This is a genomic window from Streptomyces albipurpureus, from assembly GCF_023701525.1.
In the GTDB taxonomy this organism is placed as follows: Bacteria; Actinomycetota; Actinomycetes; order Streptomycetales; family Streptomycetaceae; genus Streptomyces; species Streptomyces albipurpureus.
Window position 1 is genome coordinate 427,080 of record NZ_JAMQAW010000007.1, and the last position, 19,432, is coordinate 446,511.

A 19,432-nucleotide genomic window follows, 5' to 3' on the forward strand; every position below is an offset into this window, starting at 1 on the left:
CGATCCAACCAGGGGAGATCGCGGGTCAACGTGTTCGACTTTCTTGATTCCGGGCAGTACGACCTGCTCGAGGCGTTCTGGGTGACGGTGAAGCTCACCGTCTACTCAGCGATAGGTTCCCTGATCTGGGGAACGCTGCTGGCCGGCATGCGGGTGGGTCCCGTACCGATGATGCGGGCCTTCGGGACCGGCTATGTCAACGTGGTCCGCAACACCCCGCTGACCGTCATCATCGTCGCCTGCTCCTTGGCTCTCAACCAGACGCTGGGGGTCACCCTCGGCTCCGAGGACTTCAAGGTCATCGGCTTCCGGCTCGCGGTGCTGGGGCTCATCGCCTACACCGGCACCTTTGTGTGTGAAGCGCTGCGGTCAGGGATCAACACGGTCCCGGTCGGACAGGCGGAGGCGGCCCGCGCACTGGGGCTCAGCTTCACTCAGGTGCTGACCTCGATCATCCTCCCCCAGGCCTTCCGCTCGGTGGTCGCGCCGCTCGCCAACGTCCTCATCGCCCTCACCAAGAACACCACGGTGGCCGCGGCGATCGGGGTGGCGGAAGCCTCCCTGCTGATGAAGGAGATGATCGAGAACGAAGCCGACGCGATCTTCGCCGTCTTCTCGGTCTTCGCCTTCGGTTTCATCGTTCTGACTCTGCCCACGGGCCTGGTGCTCGGCTGGGTGGCCAAGCGTGTGGCGGTGAAGCGATGACGTCCGTTCTGTACGACGCCCCGGGTCCCAAGGCCAAGACCCGCAACATCATCTACACGGTGGTGTTCGTCGCGGTCCTCGGCCTCGTGGCGTGGTGGGTGCTCGGCGCCATGGCCGACAAGAACCAGTTGGCGGCGGAGAAGTGGAGTCCCTTCGTCAAGGACTCCAACGTGTGGACGACCTTCCTGTTGCCCGGCCTCTTGGAGACGTTGAAAGCGGCTGGCCTCGCCCTCGCCATCGCCCTGCCGCTGGGCGCGCTACTCGGTATCGGCCGGCTCTCCGACCATGCGTGGATACGGGTGAGCGTCGGCACGGTGGTGGAGTTCTTCCGTGCCATTCCGGTACTGATGCTGATGCTGTTCGCCAGTGCGGCCTTCGCCGGGTTCACCGACCTTGATTCGGACATCCGTCCGCTGTACGCGGTTGTCACGGGCCTGGTCCTGTACAACGCCTCGGTGATCGCCGAGATCGTACGGGCGGGCATTCTCTCGCTGCCCAGTGGTCAGACCGACGCGGCGAAGGCGATCGGTATGACCAAGAGTCAGACCATGGCGTTTGTGCTGCTGCCGCAGGCTGTCACCGCCATGCTGCCCGCCCTGGTGAGCCAGCTCGTGGTGATCGTCAAGGACACCGCGCTGGGTGGCGTGCTGCTGGGGCTGGGTGAACTGCTCTACCAGGCCCGCCCGATCACCGCCAACTACGGCGCCAACACCATCGCCACCCTGGTGGTGATCTCGCTGATATACATCGTCCTCAACTTCATCCTCACCAGCATCGCCAGTGCACTGGAACGTCATGCACGGCGAACGAAGAAGACCACGGGTGCCGTAGTCGACATCAAGAAGATCGACGCCGGTCTCGGGGGCGGCGCGGCCTGAGGGCCCGCCGAACGAGAGCAGGGGCGGTGGCACGGCGGTGCCACCGCCCCTTTTTCGCTTCATCAGTCTCCTGCCGCCCCGGGTGGTTCAGTGTTCGCCATGTCGCCCGTTGGTCACTTGACGCAGGCACCCCCAGTAGGTTGCATACGTTCTGTGATCACGCACCGGGCTCCCACCACCCTTTCCGGCATGTCCCTCCGAGCCACGGGAGCCACTCCGTGGACCCGGTGATCGTCGTCGGCGCGGGCCCGGTCGGGCTGGCGCTCTCGCTCGCCCTCGCACAGCAGCAAGTGCCCTCCATCGTCCTCGACGAGACCACGGGCAAGGAGGAGCCGCGGCTGGCCCGGACCGTGGTGCTGCGACCCGACACCGCCGCCATGGTCGAACGGTTGGACTGTGCCACTCTCCGTGACGAAGGCTCCCGCTGGATCGGTTGGCGTTCGCTGCGGCGCAAGCAGGAAGTGCGGCATGTGGTACTGGGAGACGACGACTCCCCCGCACCGCTGCACATCCCCCAACACGCGCTCACCCGAGGGCTGCGGGATGCCGTGGCCGCAAGGGATGAGATCACCCTCGTCACGGAGAGTCGCGTGGACTCCCTGGAGCAGGACGCCGACGGGGTCACCGTCCATACCCGTGGACCCGAAGCGGTCTGGTGGCGCGGAAGTCATGTGGTGGGTTGCGACGGCGCCCGCTCAACGGTCCGCAAACTGCTCGGCATCCGTTTTCCAGGGCGTACGGCGGTGGAACGGCACGCCGTCGCAGCCCTGCGGACCGAACTGCCCTGGCCCGATGAGGCATTGCTGCACCGTTCGCCGCCGTGGCGCACGGGCGGCGAGGAGATCACGGCCCGCCCCCTGCCCGATGATGTCTGGCGGCTGGACTGGCTCCTCCCACCGCGCAGCGAACTGGTCACCCCCGATGCCCTGATCAACCGGGTCCGGGACACCCTGGCGGGCTGGTGCGGTGAGACCCCTCCCTATGAACTGATCGACACCGGAGTGCATACGATCCACCACCGGCTGGCCCGACGCTGGCGGGTGGATCGGGCCTTCCTCGCGGGCGACGCCGCCCATCTGCTGGGGGCGCTCGGCACCGGAAGCCTTGATGAAGGGCTGAGGGACGCCGACAACCTGGCGTGGAAACTGGCCCATGTCTGGCATCACGGACCATCCGAAGCACTCCTCGACAGCTATCAGGCCGAGCGCCGGACCTCAGTCGCGGGTCGACTGCGTGCCGCCGATCAGGTGCTGCCGATACTGCGCGGTGGCGGAGCGCTGCGGACCTATTTGCCGGGCGCGGCTCGGGGTCACGACATCCTGCTCACCGATGGCCATCTGGGGCAGGGGCCGCTCGGTGCCTCTCCGGTGTACCGGCACTCACCGCTCAGTTCAGGACATGTCCCCGAACAGGTTCTGGTGGGCACCGAGGCGGGCGCGCCGGTCTCAGATGTACGGGTGACCGCACCGGACGGGACGGTCACCCGGCTTCGGGACCGACTGGGGCGAGGCCGACTCCTGGTGGTGCTCGTCGCACCCGGTACCGGGGTATGGGACCGAAGGCACTGGCAGAGTGCGGGAGTCATGCCGCGATTGGCTGGCGCGGTCAGCGCGCTTCCCGCCCGCGCAGAGCTGCTAGTCACGGAGAGCTACCCCGGGGCCTCTGCCCATACGGTGCTGCTGGTACGCCCGGACGGGCATCTGGTCGCCTCCTTCCCGGGGGTACGGCCTGCTGAGTTGTACGAGGCGGCGGACGCTGTGCGGGGAGGTGCGCCAGCGGCGGCGCCCAGCGGCCGGACCGCGGACGTCAATTGACCCTCGTGGGCCGACATGGTGTACTCCGGAGCGTGACCGACACCGATGTACGCCTGTGGCGGAGGGTCCATATGGACCTGCTCCGCTACGCGGGCTGTGTGTGTCGACCGTCCTGTTGATTTCGCCTCTCTTCTCTGCGCCCAGGGCCGGGGGCCCGGGCGCTCTCCAGCGAACATCCAGGACGGTTCTCCGTGTCCCAGTCTGCCCAGCACCTGCCCCAGTCCGTCGCCTCGGCGGGGGCCTCTGCCCGTCAGTCGGGGGAGCCGAGGAGGTCAGCGGTCCCCAGGCCTCCGGCTCCTTCTGCATCTCCTCAGGTGCTTTCTCCTTCTGCTGAAGCCCCTCTGGCTCCTGTACCTCCCGTCTCGTCCGTACCGCCCTTGGCTTCGCGGCCCGAAGAGCGGTCAGGGCTTCAGGACCTGGGGGAATCTGGGAGGTGGGAAGGATCTCAAGGGCTTGGGGGGTCCGAACGGACGTCTGACGCCTCTTCAGGTATCGCAGGGGCCGTTGCCCCAACCGCTGCCGAGTTGCTCACCTTCGTACGGCAGACCGCAGCCGACCCCCAGCTGATTGCTTCCCTCCCCCTCGACCCCGATGGGCGAACCTGGGTCCGTCTCGATGGTCCGGCCGGTAGCGAGGCCTGGCTGATCGGCTGGCCACCCGGCACAGGCACCGGCTGGCACGATCATGCGGAGTCGATCGGCGCATTCGCCACGGCAACGGGCGAGTTGACGGAGCACTCTCTCGCCGCAAGGCTTCCGGCAAGCGGTTGGAGAACCCTGGAGCTACGCGAAGGAGTGGACCGGCAGCGGCAGTTGGCGGCGGGGCAGGGGCGCGCCTTTGGCCAGCACCATGTGCACGAGGTACTCAATGTGTCGGCAACTGACCATGCCGTCTCCGTGCATGCGTACTACCCGCCGCTCCCCCTGATCCGACGCTTCAGCCGGTCCGGTGCAGTGCTCAGGTTGGAGCAGGTCGAGCGGGCGGAGGAGTGGCAGTGAGCGACCCGGTGGGCATCGATGAGCTACTGGAGCAGGCCCGCAGGGAACTGGATCGGGTCGAGCCCGAGCAGGCCTTCGCCGAAGCCGGGGCTGGAGCCCTGCTGGTCGACATCCGCTATGCCGCCTTGCGCGAACGGGACGGGATCATCCCGGGTGCGCTGATCGTGGAGCGCAATGAACTGGAATGGCGGCTCGACCCTTGGGGAAGCCATCGCGCCCCCGAGGCGGTGAGCCACGATCTTCGGGTGGTGGTGATCTGCAATGAGGGGTACGCCTCCTCCTTGGCAGCGGTCTCCCTACGTCAGTTGGGGCTGCGCCGGGCGACGGATCTGATCGGCGGTTTCCAGGCCTGGAAGGCTGCTGGGCTGCCGGCGGTCGAGTCTCAGTAGAGGGCTGGAGCCTGGGCCTCACCAGTCGGCGGCCAGATGGGGTGGCCGCTGGGTGGGGCCGAGGCTCCCTACAGAGGATTCCGCGGTACCCGTCGTCTGGCCCAGTAGGCGGGACGAATCGCATCTCATCCGTCTGGGGTCGGGCAGGCGGATCTATCGCATACGAAGCGGCTCAAACGAGCCTGAATGGTGATGAACCCGGTCCGGTTGGGTGGGACCTGCCAGACGAAAACAGCAGGTACAGACGACGGCGCTTCCCCGAATGCGGCGTTTCTTCGAATGAGATGTTTCTTCGGATGCGGTGCTTCCCCGATTGCTGTCGACTACTGGCTCAGCGGTTTCAACAGCACCGTCCGACAACTGCTGGCTGCGCCCCCTCAGCTGTCCCCTCGTAGATCTTCCAGATCCCCCAGTGCGTCCATGTCTTCCCCCTCTTCCTCCAGCGCCCGTCTCACCACCCGAAGGGCCACTCCCTCCCCGTACCCCTTGCGGGCCAGCATCCCCGCCAGGCGGCGGATACGACGGTCGCGGTCCAGCCCCCGGGTCGAGCGGAGTTTACGGGTGACCAGATCGCGCGCGGTCTCCTCTTCCCGCTCGGAATCAAGCTGGCCCACAGCCTCATCGACCAATGCGGGGTCCACCCCCTTGGTGCGCAGCTCACGCGCCAGCGCCCGCCGGGCGAGGCCCCGGCCGTGGTGCCGGGACTCCACCCAGGCATCCGCGAAGGCCGCGTCGTTGATCAACCCCACGTCCTCAAAACGGGAGAGGACCTCCTCGGCCACGTCCTGGGGGATGTCCCGCTTCGCCAGCGCATCCGCGAGTTGCTTGCGGGTGCGGGGAGTCCCGGTGAGCAGGCGCAGACAGATCGCCCGCGCCCGCTCGGCCGGGTCCTGGGGCGACGGCTCCTTCTCGGCCCTCGACGAGTCGGGGCCGTCGCCCTGTCCTGTGGTTCGCCTCTTCGATGAAAAAGGCATGGTGGTTAACTCTTGGCTGCCGTCGCCTTGGCCGTCTTGGCCTTGGTGGCAGGCGCCGGCACGGTCTTGGCGGCATCGTCGACGGAGACAGCCGCAGCGGCATCGTCAGCGGCGGGCTGTTCCGCCGGCTTCTCCGGCTTGACTCCGACGCCCAGCTTGTCCTTGATCTTCTTCTCGATCTCATCCGCGAGATCGGGATTGTCCTTCAGGAAGTTACGAGCGTTCTCCTTGCCCTGGCCCAGCTGGTCACCCTCGTAGGTGTACCAAGCACCGGCCTTGCGGACGAAGCCGTGATCCACGCCCATGTCGATCAGACCGCCCTCGCGGCTGATGCCCTGCCCGTACAGAATGTCGAACTCGGCCTGCTTGAAGGGCGGCGCGCACTTGTTCTTGACGACCTTGACTCGGGTGCGGTTGCCGACCGCGTCCGTGCCGTCCTTGAGGGTCTCGATACGGCGGATGTCGAGCCGCACCGAGGCGTAGAACTTGAGCGCGCGGCCACCGGTGGTGGTCTCCGGCGAGCCGAACATCACACCGATCTTCTCGCGGAGCTGGTTGATGAAGATCGCGGTCGTCTTCGACTGGTTCAGTGCGCTGGTGATCTTTCGAAGTGCCTGGCTCATCAGCCGGGCCTGAAGGCCGACGTGTGAGTCGCCCATCTCTCCCTCGATCTCCGCCCGCGGCACCAGTGCCGCCACAGAGTCGATCACGATCAGGTCGAGCGCACCGGAGCGCACGAGCATGTCGACGATCTCCAGGGCCTGCTCGCCGTTGTCCGGCTGGGAGAGGATGAGGGAGTCGATGTCGACGCCCAGCTTCTTCGCGTACTCGGGGTCAAGGGCGTGCTCGGCGTCGATGAAGGCCACCGCGCCGCCCGCCTTCTGGGCATTGGCCACTGCGTGCAGGGTCAGTGTCGTCTTACCAGAGGATTCCGGTCCGTACACCTCGATGACCCGGCCGCGAGGCAGTCCGCCCACGCCGAGCGCGACATCGAGCGCGGTCGACCCGGTGTGGATGACCTCGATGGGCTCATTCGGCCGTTCGCCCAGGCGCATCACTGCGCCCTTACCGAACTGTCGTTCAATCTGTGCGAGCGCGGCGTCCAGCGCCTTGTCGCGGTCGGTTCCTGCCATGGGTTCCACCCGATTTGCTTGTGTTGATCGCTTCACGTCACAGACGCTAACCCCTGCCACTGACAATGGGCCCCGACGTCCCGCCAGCCTGTGGATAACCCAGGGCGCCAGGGACCTGAATCCCATGAGAATGGATGTTCGATTTCAGTGTCAAGCGTGCTGGTCGGCGCGCCCCGGATGCCCCGGTGTCCCGCGCCATCGGCGTTTCACCGACGCCAGCGAACATCGATGGCCCGGAGGTTCGGGTCTTCGAGGAGTGATCGGGCTGGAGGCAGCGGGGAGGAGGCCGCCAGCGAAACCCAGTGGCTGTTCGGGCCCCGCCATGACTACGTTCGGCCCTATGGCTGACGACTGTTTCGCGCATCCACGGCTCGCCGCGATCTACGATCCGCTCCACTCCGACCGCAGCGATCTGGCCGCCTACCTCCAGGTCGCGGAAGAGTTCAAGGCGCGCCGGGTGCTGGACATCGGCTGCGGCACAGGGGTGTTCGCACTTCTCCTGGCTGACCGCGGGATCGAGGTCGTCGGCGTCGATCCCGCCCTGGCGTCCATCGATGTCGCCCGGGCAAAACCGGGCGGTGAGCGAGTTCGCTGGATCTGCGGTGACGCCACAGACCTCCCCCCGTTGCAGGTCGACCTCGCGACGATGACGGCGAACGTCGCCCAGGCCATCACCGACCCGCATACGTGGCACGAGTCGCTCCAGGGAGCCTACGAAGCACTACGCCCCGGTGGGCGTCTGGTCTTCGAGACCCGCGACCCGGCCAGACGTGCCTGGGAGGAATGGACCCGCGAGAACACCTACGAAGTGACGGAGATCCCAGGCATCGGCGCTGTCGAGAGCTGGGGCCAGTTGATCGACGTGAGTCTGCCCCTGCTCACCTTCCGCTGGACCTACGGGTTCGCGGCGGACGGACAGGTGCTGACGTCGGATTCGACGCTGCGCTTCCGCGAGCGTGCGGAAGTCGAGCGGGACCTGGCCGCACACGGCTATGTGGTGGACGAAGTCCGCGACGCGCCCGACCGCCCGGGGAGGGAGTTCGTCTTCCTCGCACGTCGTCCGTGATTTTCAGCCATCCACACCGCTCACACTTCGACGGATGCGGGTTCGGGCCCATGGAATCCGAGAACAAGACTTGAGCACGGAATCCGGGAACGGAGTTCGAGTGCAGAGTTTGCGTCCGGAGTTCGAGTACGAAGTTCGAGTGCCCGAACAGAGGCTCAGGCGCGGTGCGGTCGGCGTGCGCAAGCCGGGGGTCACAGCGATGCCTTGGTCGGCCGCGGGCGGCCCGCGGGGGATCTGAGGCGAGTCTCGATGCGGTCGGAGCGCCAGCCGCACACCTCCTTGCGCACACCCGGTCCACCTGGCTCGCTGCCCCCGGAAATCGATGGCCCCGGGCAGGGGACGCATGCCTAGGATCCTGCGTATGACCAGTTCAGCGAGGATGGACAGCGCCAACGACCCGGACGACACAGCTGCCGATCTCGCGGAGCTAGAGGCCCTGGAGGCCGAGATGCAGCGAAAGTACGGCGGTCCGCCCACGGCGCCGGAACCCGCCGAGGTGCCTCCCGAAGGCTGGCTGCCCTGTCCCTGCTGTGGACACCAAATGTTCGCAGCGCTGTGGTCAGACGAGATCTGCGACGTCTGCCGCTGGCAGGAGGACCCCTTCCAGCTCCGCTACCCATGGGCGGCGATCGGCCCGAACGGAGGCCTGAGCCTGATTGAGGCACAGGCGAACTTCCAGCGGCTCGGAGCCATGGACGAACGTCATCTGCGCCATGTACGACCGCCGGCCGACGATGAACCCCTCGACCCGGGGTGGCGTCTCATCGATCTCTCGCGGGACCCGTTCGAGGCAGACATCAGCGATGACCCGCTGCCGGACGACCTCACAGCCCTGTACTGGTGGCGGCCGAACTACTGGCGGCGCGATGAAAGGCCTGCCGCCTCCTGAGGGCTGATCCGCCCCGGACCGCGGACAGCCCGCAACGCACCAACCGGTAGGAGCGGCAAGCCGCTACCGATGGTGGGATGACACCGGGCGCTCAGGACAGTTCGTCGGTGGTCCCCTGCTGTGCCCCGTTGAGGAGCTCGGCCGCTGTGTCGGGCCCAGGAGAACCAGTGGGAGAGGAGGCGGCGGGGCCGCTTGGGCACAGTGGGACATCTCCAGGACATCCCCGCCCCTAGCGGCCCGCGCCCCTGCTGGCCGAATCCAGTGGCACGGGTCGAACCCCGCCGAGCTGCTCCGCACTGCGCGCTCGACGGTCGAATCGCCTCACAGCCGAGGCATCCGCCTTCGTCGGCTCTCCCGCCGGACTCGGAACGGTCAGTTCCGATCGGTGGCTGACTCGTCCTCAGCGGTCCTACGAGCACCGGCGCCGGGCCCCGGATCGCGCGGGGAGCCAGGGGGGTGCGGGGCGGGTGACTTGGTCAGCGTGGACCGCATCCGCTGGAGGAACCGTCCGCCGTCACGCCTTCTGTGACCGTCCACCCGTGGATCATCGGTGACGTCGTACCTCTTCACATAGGCGCCGAGAAACGCCTGGAGCGTGGCAACCGCCGGAATCGCGATCAGCGCGCCCACCGCACCCATCAGTGCCGTACCCGCGACGACCGAGCCGAAGGCCACCGCTGGATGGATGTCCACCGTCTTGGCCGTGAGCTTGGGCTGCAGCACATAGTTCTCGAACTGCTGGTAGACGACCACGAAACCCAGCACCCACAGCGCGTACCAGGGATTCTCCGTGAACGCGATCAGCATCGGCAGCGCACCCGCCAGATACGTACCGATCGTGGGGATGAACTGCGAGACCAGGCCGACCCAGACAGCCAGCGCGGGAGCGTACGGCACCCCCAGGATCTCCAGCAGGACGAAGTGGGAGAAGCCTGAGATGAGCGCCATCAGACCGCGCGAGTAGATGTAGCCGCCCGTCTTGTCGACCGCGATCTCCCAGGCGCGGAGCACCTCGGTCTGCTTGGCCGGGGGCAGCACCGAGCAGATCGCCTTGCGCAACCGGGGCCCATCAGCCGCGAAGTAGAACGAGAAGAGGAATATCGTCAGCAGCGTGAAGAGCCCGCCGAGAACGGTCGCGGAGACGTCCAGCACTCCGCTCGCACTGTTCTGGACGTACTTCCGCAGCCAGTCGGAGCGCAGCAGGCTGTCCTGGACTTCGACCCGGGACAGTTCCGTGCGGAAGTTCTGATTGATCCAGCTGATCACGGAGTCGAGGTACTTGGGGAAGTCCTCGACCATGGTCACGATCTGGTCCGCGAGCATCGAGCCCAGCAGTACGACAAAGCCGACCGCGGCGGCCATGACCCCGAAGAACACCAGGAAGGTGGCAAGCCCCCGGCGCATGCCACGGGCCGCCATCCGGCCCACCGCGGGCTCGATGGCAAGCGCCAGGAAGAAGGCGATCAGGATATTGATCAGCAGGCTGATGAGCTGGTGGAAGGCCCAGTTGCCGAGTTGGAAGCAGGCGTAGAGCGTCAGCGCGAGCACCATGGCGCGCGGTAGCCAGCGGGGCATCCGGGCCGGCCCGAGCGGCTCGGTGGGCGGGCCGGGCGGAGGCAGGGCCGGTGGAGGCGCGTCATGCGCGGTGGGGTGGGATGCCGAGGGGTCTTCGGGTGCGCTGGCGTCCTTGCGGTTCGTCTGCGCACCGTCCCTCTGGCCGGCGGGCGCGCCGGTGATGCCGCCTTGCCGAGGTACGCCCTGTTCGGTTCTGTCCTGATCACTCTTGTCGGTCGTCGAGGCCACGGGGCAAGTGTCGCCTACCTGACGCGCTCCCATCGATCACCCTGAGATCAAGGTCGGCGAACACCACGCACGCACGGTCATCATCAGACCCGCCACCTGACCGCACATCCTCGGGCGCAACAACTCCAAGCGGGACATACCGGCCAGTTCCTGCGCACGCTTCATCGCTTGTCGGAGGGCACCTGAACGGCGGAGCAGACCGCCCGCCACACGTCCTTGGCCTCCCAGCCGGCGTCCAGTGCCTCATGCACCGTACGACCGCCCAGTTCGGCCATCACATGGTCCTTGGCGAAGGAGTCGGCCGCTGACGGTCCGAAGTGCTCCGCCATCCGCTCCCAGAAACTCGTCAACCGCATGACGTCATTATCCCGCCCCAAGGGGTGCGGTCCGGCCGGTTCCGGATGCCGAAAGCCCTTTCCGCCCTACGGTCGAAGCATGGCTGGAACCGGACCGGACCCCCTGCACCCGACCGCTTCGCCTCGCGCCCGCGCCGAGCAGTTCATCTGGCTCACCGCACGGGTGCTGGAGCAGCGGCGTTTCGCGTACCACTTCCTCCAGGGCGGCGCGGACGGGGTGGAAACCGCGCTGGCCGCCTATCTGAACGAGGACGGCGGTTACGGCCATGCGCTGGAGCCGGATCTTCGCGGGCCGGTGAGCCAACCGCTGCATACCGTTCACGCGCTGCGCGTGCTGGACTCCATCGGCCGCTGCGGCGGGTTGCGACTGGAGCGGGTGGGCCGCTACCTCACCGAGGTGTCCACCGACGAGGGGGCACTGCCCGCGATCCACCCCGCGCAGCGCGGCTACCCCACGGCCCCCTTCATCCCGATCTCCGATGACCCGCCGGGCGAGCTGCTGACGACGGGGCCGGTGGTCGGGCTGCTGCATCGCAACCGGGTCTGGCATGCCTGGCTGTTTCGGGCCACTGACTTCTGCTGGGCCGCGGTGGAGGGACTGGAGGACTCACACCCGTACGAGATCGAGGCCGCGGTCGCCTTCCTCGACGGGGTGCCGGACCGCTCCCGCGCCGAAGCGGTGGCGGACCGGCTCGGGAGGCTGGTGCGCGAAAGACGATGGGCCGTGCTGGACCCGGAGCGGTTCGAGGACTACCCGGTCGCCGATGGATACGCCCCTGGCGAGCACCACTTCCCGTACGACTTCGCCCGTACGCCCGGATCGCTGGCGCGGCGCTGGTTCACGGACGAGGAGCTGGAACGGTCGCTGACCCACCTGGAACGCGCCCAGGAGGAGGACGGTGGGTGGCCGATCAGCTGGCGGCGGTGGGCACCGGGGACGGCTCTGGAGGCACGGCCCATGGTGACGATCGAGGCGCTGCGCACGCTCCAGGCGTACGGACGGGGGATCGGCTGACCTGCCCCCCGCCGATCCACCGAGGTCAGCCGCCGAGCGCCCGCACTCCCGCTGTGACGGCCACCGCCGCCGCGACCACGACGAGGAACGGCGCACGCAGGAGGAGGGCCAGAGCCGCCGCCGCCACCCCTGCCGCCCGGGCGTCGATCACCAGGGAGTCGTGGGCTCCAAAGGTCTGCTGCGCGGTGAGGGCTGCCAGCAGGGCGACGGGGAGCAGCGCGGCCAGGCGCTGGACGAGCGGACGCTCCAGTGCCCCGGCGGGCACCAGCAGACCGACGAGTTTGACCAGGTAGCAGCCGACAGCGGTCGCGGCGATCGCAATCCAGATGCTCATCGGTCCTCGCCCTTCTGGGAGTCGTGACGGCGGGTCTCCGGGTCGGTACGGGGGGTTTCGGCGCTCGCAGTACCGGAGGCGGCGGGCGCCGCGGTGTCGTGGTCGGTGCCCGTGGTGGACACCGGTTCGATCCGGGCTTCGTGTCGGGGGCTGCGCTCGGATCGCCCGCCGTCCGCCTCGGACCGCTTGAATCGTTCCGTCGCCAGATCGAGGCTGCGGCCCTTGAGCCAGAGCACCGCGGGCGCGGCGAGCGCGGCCACCAGCACCGGCAGCCCGGCGGGCAGTACGGGCAGCAGCCCGAGCCCCAGCAGTACCGCAAGGCCGGCCACCGCCCGCTCGGTGGCCGTGCGCAACATGGGTGCCAGCAGAGCCAGGAAGACCGCGGGGCCCGCGGCATCCAGCCCCCAGGCGTTGGTGTCTCCGATGGCCTCGGCTCCGAGCGCTCCCAACAGGGTGGTCAGATTCCAGAGCACGTACAGCGTCAGACCGGTCACGGTGAAACCGAGGCGTACCGACCGACGGTCGGGCTGGGCGAGCGCGACGGCCGTGGTCTCGTCGATCACCCAGTGCGCGGCGAGGGGACGCACCGCCTTGGGCAGGGCCAGCAGCTGCGACAGGCGGAGCCCGTAGAACGCATTGCGCACGCCGAGGAAGAAGGCGCCTGCGGCAGCGGTCAACGGATTGCCGCCCGCCGCAATCGCGCCGACGAGTGCGAACTGCGAGGCCCCCGTGAAGACGAGCAGGCTCAGCGCACAGGTCTGGAGGAGGGTGAGGCCGGCGCCCGCTGAGGTCACCCCGAAGGCGAAGCCCGAAAGCCCGACGGCGATACCGACGCCGAGGGCGTCGCGGACGACCGCGGAGTCCGGCTTGGACAGGGGCTGGGCGGTCCCGGTGGTCAGGGGTGGGCCCTGCTGGGGATCGCTCGTCGGGTGAGCTGTCTGTTCTGCCACTTAGCGGACGTTACGCGAACCCTACGATCATCGTCTTGTACGTTCTTGCGGCTGCCCGGTACGGCCCCAGCGCTCCTTGCGGTACGCGCCCGGGGGCACGCCGACGATGCGTGTGAAGTGCCGGTTCAGATGCGGTTGGTCGGTGAAGCCCACGGCGATGGCGGCTTCGGCGGGAGTGGTCCCGGCTTCCAGGAGGCGGCGGGCGTTGCGCACCCGTGCGTCGGTGAGCCAGGTGTGGGGCGGCATGCCGTACGCCGACTTGAAGGCGCGCAACAGGGAGAAGGGGGTGGCGCCGACCTCCTGCGCCAGTCGATCGAGAGTGGGAGGTCGGATCATCTGTTCCTCAAGGAGCGCCTTCGCCCGGGCCGCCGTGCGAGCGCCAGCGCCGCTGGAGGACCGGGGGGTACGGGAGGGCAGCCGGCTGCCGTGCCGGCTCAGGAGCCTGGCGACGACGATCCGGAGCAGACTGTCGGCGGCCAGTGCGTTGCCCGCTTCAGCAGCCAGGTGGACGCGTCGGATCAGTTCGGCGGTCTGGGGGTCCTCGACATTCGACTCGGCGAATGCGGGGGTGCCGCGGAGGCTGGTGACCTCATCGGCGATGCCCGAGACCAGGTCCGCGGAGGGGTAGAGGGTGGTGTAGGTCCATCCCTCGGGAACGCCGGCACGGGCCGCGTGGGGCACCTCCGGGTTGATCATCACGACCATGCCGGGGCGGACCGGAACGACACCGTCCGGCATGATCAGGTCCTCCACGCCGCCACTGACCGAGGCGACCGTGAAGCCCTCGTGGCTATGACGTGGGAAGGTGTGCCGGACATACCGGGCATGCAGCAGATCGAGGCCCGGCAACGCCTCGAACTGCCAGTGCCTCGCCCATTCTGTCGGCGCCAGATCCCCCATGAGTCCATTGTGCTGCGCACAGCGCCGCCCTGCGCCCTTGGTCCCGGCCCAGCTCACAGCCCTGAGCCGGGACCAAGGGCGGCGAGATGGAGAGCTCGGGTGGTCGGCGGCAGTCCAGCGACGCCGCCGCGGGCTGGATGTACCGCGTCACTCGCAGGAGCATCCACCCGGGCATCCGCGTCCACCGTGGGTGTCCGGCCGCTGGCCCCCGGTCGGGTGCCCAGCCCCCGCGTCCGGTGGCGCCGGTGCGCCCGCGGAGGTCGATTGTCAGTGGCGCGGTGCACGATGGGGGGCATGGCCAGGACTGCGCTCGACTCCTTCTCTCCCGCGACCCGAAGCTGGTTCGCGGGAGCCTTCAAGGCGCCCACCGCCGCGCAGGAAGGTGCCTGGCGTGCGATCGGCGAGGGCTCGGATGTGCTGGTCGTGGCCCCGACCGGGTCCGGGAAGACGCTGGCCGCCTTTCTGGCCGCGCTCGACCAGCTGACGTCCACCGCCCCGCCCGCGGACCCCAAAGCGCGCTGCCGCGTTCTCTACATCTCCCCGCTGAAGGCGCTCGCGGTCGATGTGGAGCGCAATCTGCGCAGCCCCCTGACGGGTATCCGCCAGGAGTCGGTGCGGCTGGGGCTGCCGGAGCCGGAAGTGCGGGTGGGCATCCGATCCGGCGACACTCCTCCAGCCGAGCGCCGATCACTGGCCAGCAGGCCTCCGGACATTCTGATCACCACACCCGAATCGCTGTTCCTGATGCTCACCTCGGCCGCCAGAGACGCCTTGGCGGGTGTCGAGACGGTGATCCTGGATGAGGTGCACGCGGTCGCCGGGACCAAGCGAGGGGCTCATCTCGCCCTCTCGTTGGAGCGTCTGGACGAACTACTGCCGCGCCCCGCGCGCCGTATCGGTCTGTCGGCGACGGTACGGCCGGTGGATGAGGTGGCCCGCTATCTCTCACCGCAGCGGAGGGTGGAGATCGTCCAGCCTCCGTCCGGCAAGGAATTCGACCTGTCCGTAGTGGTTCCGGTGGAGGATCTGGGTGAGCTGGGCGGCCCACCGGCGACCGGAGCCTCAGCCGAGGCCACCAACGGCGGGGACAAACCATCGATCTGGCCCCATGTCGAGGAGAAGATCGCCGATCTCGTCCAGGCCCACCGCTCCACCATCGTCTTCGCCAATTCCCGCCGCCTCGCCGAGCGGCTGTGCAATCGCCTCAATGAGATCGCCTATGAGCGGGCCATGGGCGAGCCGCTGCCCGAAGGGGCACCACCGGCGGAGATCATGGCCCAGTCCGGAGCCGCCCGGGGAGCCCCGCCCCTGCTCGCCCGCGCCCACCACGGCTCGGTCTCCAAGGAGCAGCGCGCCCTGGTCGAGGAGGACCTCAAGGCCGGGCGGCTGCCCGCGGTCGTGGCCACCTCCAGCCTGGAGCTGGGCATCGACATGGGCGCGGTCGATCTGGTCGTCCAGGTGGAGTCGCCCCCCTCGGTCGCCTCCGGCCTCCAGCGCGTCGGCCGCGCCGGACACCAGGTGGGCGCGGTCTCCACCGGTGTCGTCTTCCCGAAGTACCGCGGGGACCTGGTGCAGGCCGCCGTGGTCACCGAGCGGATGCGCACCGGTGCCATCGAGGCGCTCCGCATCCCGGCGAACCCCTTGGACGTGCTGGCCCAGCAACTGGTCGCGATGGTGGCGATGGACCCCTGGCAAGCCGATGACCTGCTGGCGCTGGCCCGCCGGGCCGCGCCCTTCGCCTCGCTGCCCGAATCGGCGTTCACGGCCGTCCTGGACATGCTCGCCGGACGGTATCCGTCGGACGCGTTCGCCGAACTGCGTCCGCGCGTGGTGTGGGACCGGATCGCGGGCACGGTCACCGGCAGACCCGGAGCCCAGCGCCTGGCGGTGACCTCCGGTGGCACCATTCCGGACCGAGGGCTCTTCGGCGTCTTCCTCGTCGGCGCCGACCCCAAGAAGGGCGGCGGCCGGGTCGGGGAACTGGACGAGGAGATGGTGTACGAGTCCCGGGTGGGCGATGTCTTCACCCTGGGCACCACGTCCTGGCGGATCGAGGACATCACCCGGGACCGGGTGCTGGTCTCGCCCGCCCCCGGAGTGCCCGGACGGCTGCCCTTCTGGAAGGGCGACCAACTCGGTCGACCGCTGGAGCTCGGGCGCGCTGTCGGCGCCTTCCTACGGGAGGTCGGGGCACTCTCCCCCGAGGACGCACAGCTGCGACTGCTGGCCGCGGGCCTGGACACCTGGGCTGCGCAGAACATCCTGGCGTATCTCGATGAGCAGCGCCGCGCCTGCGGTCATGTGCCCGATGACCGGACCATTCTCGTCGAGCGGTTCCGCGATGAGCTGGGCGACTGGCGAGTGGTCATCCACTCCCCGTTCGGCGCTCAGGTCCACGCACCGTGGGCGCTGGCGCTCGGCGCCCGCCTCACCGAGCGGTACGGCATGGACGCCCAGGTCATGCATGCCGACGACGGCATCGTGCTGCGGCTGCCCGACGCCGACCTGATGAGTGATCTGATGGGCTTGGACCTCCTTGACCAGGACCCGGCCGCCGTCGATACCACCTACGACAGCGAACAGGCCCCCGTGGGCGCGGCGGACGCCGTCTTCGACCAGGGCGAGATCAACCAGCTCGTCACCGAGCAGGTGGGCGGATCGGCGCTGTTCGCGTCCCGGTTCCGGGAGTGCGCGGCCAGGGCCCTGCTGCTGCCCCGGCGCAGCCCTGGCAAGCGGACGCCCCTGTGGCAGCAGCGCCAGCGCGCGGCCCAGCTCCTTCAGGTGGCAAGCGAGTTCGGGTCCTTCCCGATCGTCCTGGAGGCGGTCCGCGAATGCCTCCAGGACGTGTTCGACGTCCCCGGGCTCACCGAGCTGATGGGCGACATCGAATCCCGCCGCGTCCGCCTGGTGGAGGTGACCACTCCCGAGCCGTCCCCCTTCGCCCGCTCGCTGCTGTTCGGCTATGTGGCTCAGTTCCTCTACGAGGGGGACTCACCGCTCGCCGAGCGGCGCGCCGCCGCCCTCTCCCTGGACTCCCGGCTGCTGTCCGAGTTGCTGGGGCAGGCGGAGCTGCGAGAGCTCCTCGATGCCGATGTCCTCACCGAGCTGGAGCGGGAGCTCCAGTGGCTCACCGACGAGCGGAAGATCAAGGACGAGGAGGGCGTCGCCGATCTGCTGCGGATCCTCGGCCCGCTCACCGACGCGGAGCTCATCACACGCGGTGGCGATCCCCAGTGGGCGCGAGATCTCGCCAGCACCCGACGGGCCATCCAGGTCCGGATCGCGGGCGGGGACCACTGGGCGGCGATCGAGGACGCCGGCCGACTGCGGGACGCGCTCGGCACCGCGCTACCCGTGGGGGTCCCGGAGGCGTTCACCGAGCCGGTCAAGGACCCCTTGGGCGATCTGCTGGCCCGTTTCGCCCGGACGAACGGCCCGTTCACCTCCGTACAGGCGGCAGCACGGTTCGGTCTCGGCACCGCGGTCACCGACGGGGCACTGAGGCGGCTGGCCGCAGCCGGGCGCATCGTCCACGGGGAGTTCCGTCCACCCATCGGCGACCATCCTTCCGCGGATGCGGTGGGCGCTCTCGGCATGGAGTGGTGTGACGCGACGGTTCTGCGACGGTTGCGCCGACGTTCACTGGCGGCGTTGCGCCAGGAGCTGGAGCCGGTTCCCCCGGCCGCGCTGGCCACCTTCCTCCCCCAGTGGCAGCACCTGGGCGCCAAGGACCTGCGCGGCATCGACGGACTGGCCCGGGCCATCGAGCAGATCCAAGGGGTCAGTGTGCCCGCTTCCGCTGTGGAGAAGCTGATCCTTCCGTCCCGGGTCCAGGGGTACGGCCCCACCCTGCTGGACGAGCTGACCACCACCGGCGAGGTGATCTGGGCGGGTGCCGGTGCGCTGCCCGGCAAGGACGGCTGGCTCTCGCTCTATCTCGCCGACACAGCGCCCCTGCTGCTCCCGCCGCCCCTCCCCCTGGAGCTCACCGCGCTCCAGGAGTCCGTCCTCACCGCGCTCGCCCCCGGATACGGTCTGTTCTTCCGCCAGATCGCCGACCAGGTCAGGGCCACCACGCATCCGGACGCCACCGATCCAGAGCTGGCCGACGCCGTCTGGGAGCTGACCTGGTCCGGCCGGCTCACCAATGACAGCCTCGCCCCGCTGCGCTCACTGCTCGGTTCGGGCCGCACCGCCGGGTCCACCGCCCATCGGGCCAGGCGGACCGTGCCCCGGGGGCGCTATGGCGGCCTCACGGCCGCCGCCGCGCGTCCGGCGTCCCGTGGTGGGCCACCGACGGTGAGCGGCCGCTGGTCTCTGCTTCCGGCCATCGAGCCCGAGCCCACCCATCGGGCCCACGCGTTGGCCCGTTCGCTGCTCGACCGCCATGGGGTGGTCACCCGGGGAGCTGTGTCCGCTGAGGGTGTGCACGGTGGCTTCTCCGCCGTGTACCGCGTGCTGGCTGCCTTCGAGGACAGCGGGCAGGCCCGCCGAGGCTATGTCGTGGAAGGGCTGGGGGCGGCCCAGTTCGCCATGGACGGTGCGGTGGACCGGCTCCGTGCCACCGCCACCGCGCGGGAGCGCGCCGACACCAGCAGCGCACCGCAGGCGGTGGTTCTGGCCGCCGCCGACCCGGCCAATGCCTATGGCGCCGCCCTTGCCTGGCCCGAGTCTCCGGAGGGTGCCAGCCATAAGCCGGGGCGAAAGGCCGGCTCGCTGGTGGTCCTGGTCAATGGCGAGCTGACGCTGTACATGGAGCGCGGTGGCCGGACACTGCTGGCCTGGGTGACGGACCCGGACGATCCGGCGCTCAACGCGGCGGCTGAGGCCCTGGCGAGCGCGGCACGGGTGGGGACGCTCGGCACGGTCACCGTGGAGCGGGCGAATGGTGTGCCCGCGCTGACATCGCCGCTGGCGCGAGCCCTGGAAGCAGCGGGATTCCACGCCACCCCGAGAGGGCTGAGGATTCGCCCCTGACAACGCCCTCCGCCGACTGCCGCCGGCCCCGCCCACTCCTTGGCCGATGTGCCACGGCCTCGCTCCACCGCTGAAGGGCCGCTGCTGAAGGGCCGCTGCTGAAGCCGCTGAGGAGCCGTACCCAGCGCCAGCCGGTCAACCGACCCGCGCCAATTCATCCGCGCCAATTCATCCGCGCCAGCCCATCCGCGCCAACCGTCCCATGCCACCAACCACTCGCCTGGGCAGGGGACAGCGGCCTCCCGGCGAAG

Annotated in this window: 16 protein-coding genes and 1 pseudogene; 10 read left to right on the forward strand and 7 right to left on the reverse strand. The window is 69.0% G+C overall.

All coding sequences use genetic code 11. From position 1 onward, the window contains the following. The first annotated feature begins 30 nt into the window (after positions 1-30). The 6 genes from NBG84_RS08975 to NBG84_RS08995 all read left to right on the forward strand — a co-directional run bounded on the left by NBG84_RS08975 (position 31) and on the right by NBG84_RS08995 (position 4,784). Positions 31-705: an amino acid ABC transporter permease gene (locus NBG84_RS08975; protein WP_250918802.1), complete on the forward strand. Its 675-nt coding sequence runs from the start codon at positions 31-33 to the stop codon at positions 703-705. Beyond that, positions 702-1,583, forward strand: coding sequence for an amino acid ABC transporter permease (locus NBG84_RS08980; protein ID WP_250918762.1), 882 nt, complete (start codon positions 702-704; stop codon positions 1,581-1,583). Before NBG84_RS08975 ends, NBG84_RS08980 begins: the two co-directional genes overlap by 4 nt. 218 nt (positions 1,584-1,801) lie before the next feature. Further along, positions 1,802-3,397 (forward strand): FAD-dependent monooxygenase, encoded by a 1,596-nt coding sequence (locus NBG84_RS08985; RefSeq protein ID WP_250918763.1) that lies wholly within the window; start codon positions 1,802-1,804, stop codon positions 3,395-3,397. A 32-nt stretch (positions 3,398-3,429) separates the two neighbouring features. Then, the gene (locus tag NBG84_RS41370; protein ID WP_311307652.1) at positions 3,430-3,516 is read left to right on the forward strand and encodes a putative leader peptide; all 87 of its coding nucleotides are present in this window, start codon (positions 3,430-3,432) and stop codon (positions 3,514-3,516) included. Between the two features lie 372 nt (positions 3,517-3,888). Then, on the forward strand, positions 3,889-4,395 hold the full coding sequence (locus NBG84_RS08990) for a cupin domain-containing protein (protein WP_250918803.1): 507 nt from the start codon (positions 3,889-3,891) through the stop codon (positions 4,393-4,395). Further along, positions 4,386-4,784 carry a rhodanese-like domain-containing protein gene (locus tag NBG84_RS08995; RefSeq protein WP_425608593.1) on the forward strand — a complete coding sequence of 133 codons (399 nt, stop codon included), beginning with the start codon at positions 4,386-4,388 and terminating at the stop codon, positions 4,782-4,784. Before NBG84_RS08990 ends, NBG84_RS08995 begins: the two co-directional genes overlap by 10 nt. A gap of 377 nt (positions 4,785-5,161) precedes the next feature. On the opposite strand, the pseudogene recX reads toward NBG84_RS08995, so the two are convergent. Continuing rightward, a pseudogene (recX, locus tag NBG84_RS09000) lies at positions 5,162-5,791 on the reverse strand (recombination regulator RecX); the annotation flags it as partial. Continuing rightward, positions 5,764-6,891 (reverse strand): recombinase RecA, encoded by a 1,128-nt coding sequence (gene recA, locus NBG84_RS09005; protein WP_250918765.1) that lies wholly within the window; start codon positions 6,889-6,891, stop codon positions 5,764-5,766. The gene recA and the pseudogene recX, both read right to left, overlap by 28 nt. 340 nt (positions 6,892-7,231) lie before the next feature. On the opposite strand from recA, the gene NBG84_RS09010 reads away from it, so the two are divergent. Then, the gene (locus NBG84_RS09010; RefSeq protein ID WP_250918766.1) at positions 7,232-7,957 is read left to right on the forward strand and encodes a class I SAM-dependent methyltransferase; all 726 of its coding nucleotides are present in this window, start codon (positions 7,232-7,234) and stop codon (positions 7,955-7,957) included. Positions 7,958-8,318: 361 nt separating this feature from the next. Next, entirely contained in the window at positions 8,319-8,846 is a 528-nt protein-coding gene (locus NBG84_RS09015; RefSeq protein WP_250918767.1) for a CPCC family cysteine-rich protein, read from the forward strand. 372 nt (positions 8,847-9,218) lie between these two features. Here the strand turns inward: NBG84_RS09015 and NBG84_RS09020 are convergent, their stop codons facing one another. Together NBG84_RS09020 and NBG84_RS09025 are read right to left on the reverse strand one after the other, a co-directional pair. Beyond that, on the reverse strand, positions 9,219-10,421 hold the full coding sequence (locus NBG84_RS09020; protein WP_250918804.1) for an AI-2E family transporter: 1,203 nt from the start codon (positions 10,419-10,421) through the stop codon (positions 9,219-9,221). A 389-nt stretch (positions 10,422-10,810) separates the two neighbouring features. Beyond that, on the reverse strand, positions 10,811-11,005 hold the full coding sequence (locus NBG84_RS09025) for a DUF3046 domain-containing protein (protein WP_250918768.1): 195 nt from the start codon (positions 11,003-11,005) through the stop codon (positions 10,811-10,813). A gap of 79 nt (positions 11,006-11,084) precedes the next feature. Here NBG84_RS09025 and NBG84_RS09030 point away from each other — a divergent pair, with 79 nt between their 5' ends. Beyond that, positions 11,085-12,020, forward strand: a complete 936-nt coding sequence (locus NBG84_RS09030) for a hypothetical protein (RefSeq protein WP_250918769.1) — start codon at positions 11,085-11,087, stop codon at positions 12,018-12,020. Between the two features lie 25 nt (positions 12,021-12,045). On the opposite strand, the gene NBG84_RS09035 is transcribed toward NBG84_RS09030, so the two are convergent. Genes NBG84_RS09035 through NBG84_RS09045 form a run of 3 tightly spaced genes read right to left on the reverse strand, consistent with a single transcriptional unit; the run spans position 12,046 to position 14,204 of the window. After that, positions 12,046-12,354 carry an AzlD domain-containing protein gene (locus NBG84_RS09035; RefSeq protein WP_250918770.1) on the reverse strand — a complete coding sequence of 103 codons (309 nt, stop codon included), beginning with the start codon at positions 12,352-12,354 and terminating at the stop codon, positions 12,046-12,048. After that, positions 12,351-13,304 (reverse strand): AzlC family ABC transporter permease, encoded by a 954-nt coding sequence (locus NBG84_RS09040; protein WP_425608594.1) that lies wholly within the window; start codon positions 13,302-13,304, stop codon positions 12,351-12,353. The genes NBG84_RS09035 and NBG84_RS09040 overlap by 4 nt, the downstream gene beginning before the upstream one ends. Positions 13,305-13,331: 27 nt before the next feature. Further along, on the reverse strand, positions 13,332-14,204 hold the full coding sequence (locus NBG84_RS09045) for a helix-turn-helix domain-containing protein (RefSeq protein WP_250918771.1): 873 nt from the start codon (positions 14,202-14,204) through the stop codon (positions 13,332-13,334). 294 nt (positions 14,205-14,498) lie between these two features. On the opposite strand from NBG84_RS09045, the gene NBG84_RS09050 reads away from it, so the two are divergent. Continuing rightward, positions 14,499-19,181: an ATP-dependent helicase gene (locus tag NBG84_RS09050; RefSeq protein WP_250918772.1), complete on the forward strand. Its 4,683-nt coding sequence runs from the start codon at positions 14,499-14,501 to the stop codon at positions 19,179-19,181. Positions 19,182-19,432: the final 251 nt, after the last annotated feature.

What these genes read in the sequence shown, in the direction of transcription:
- NBG84_RS08980 (WP_250918762.1), top strand. Translation starts at nt 702, where the DNA reads ATGACGTCCGTTCTGTACGACGCCCCGGGTCCCAAGGCCAAGACCCGC.
- recA (WP_250918765.1), bottom strand. Translation starts at nt 6,891, where the DNA reads ATGGCAGGAACCGACCGCGACAAGGCGCTGGACGCCGCGCTCGCACAG.
- NBG84_RS09010 (WP_250918766.1), top strand. Translation starts at nt 7,232, where the DNA reads ATGGCTGACGACTGTTTCGCGCATCCACGGCTCGCCGCGATCTACGAT.
- NBG84_RS09015 (WP_250918767.1), top strand. Translation starts at nt 8,319, where the DNA reads ATGACCAGTTCAGCGAGGATGGACAGCGCCAACGACCCGGACGACACA.
- NBG84_RS09020 (WP_250918804.1), bottom strand. Translation starts at nt 10,421, where the DNA reads ATGCCCCGCTGGCTACCGCGCGCCATGGTGCTCGCGCTGACGCTCTAC.
- NBG84_RS09025 (WP_250918768.1), bottom strand. Translation starts at nt 11,005, where the DNA reads ATGCGGTTGACGAGTTTCTGGGAGCGGATGGCGGAGCACTTCGGACCG.
- NBG84_RS09030 (WP_250918769.1), top strand. Translation starts at nt 11,085, where the DNA reads ATGGCTGGAACCGGACCGGACCCCCTGCACCCGACCGCTTCGCCTCGC.
- NBG84_RS09035 (WP_250918770.1), bottom strand. Translation starts at nt 12,354, where the DNA reads ATGAGCATCTGGATTGCGATCGCCGCGACCGCTGTCGGCTGCTACCTG.
- NBG84_RS09045 (WP_250918771.1), bottom strand. Translation starts at nt 14,204, where the DNA reads ATGGGGGATCTGGCGCCGACAGAATGGGCGAGGCACTGGCAGTTCGAG.
- NBG84_RS09050 (WP_250918772.1), top strand. Translation starts at nt 14,499, where the DNA reads ATGGCCAGGACTGCGCTCGACTCCTTCTCTCCCGCGACCCGAAGCTGG.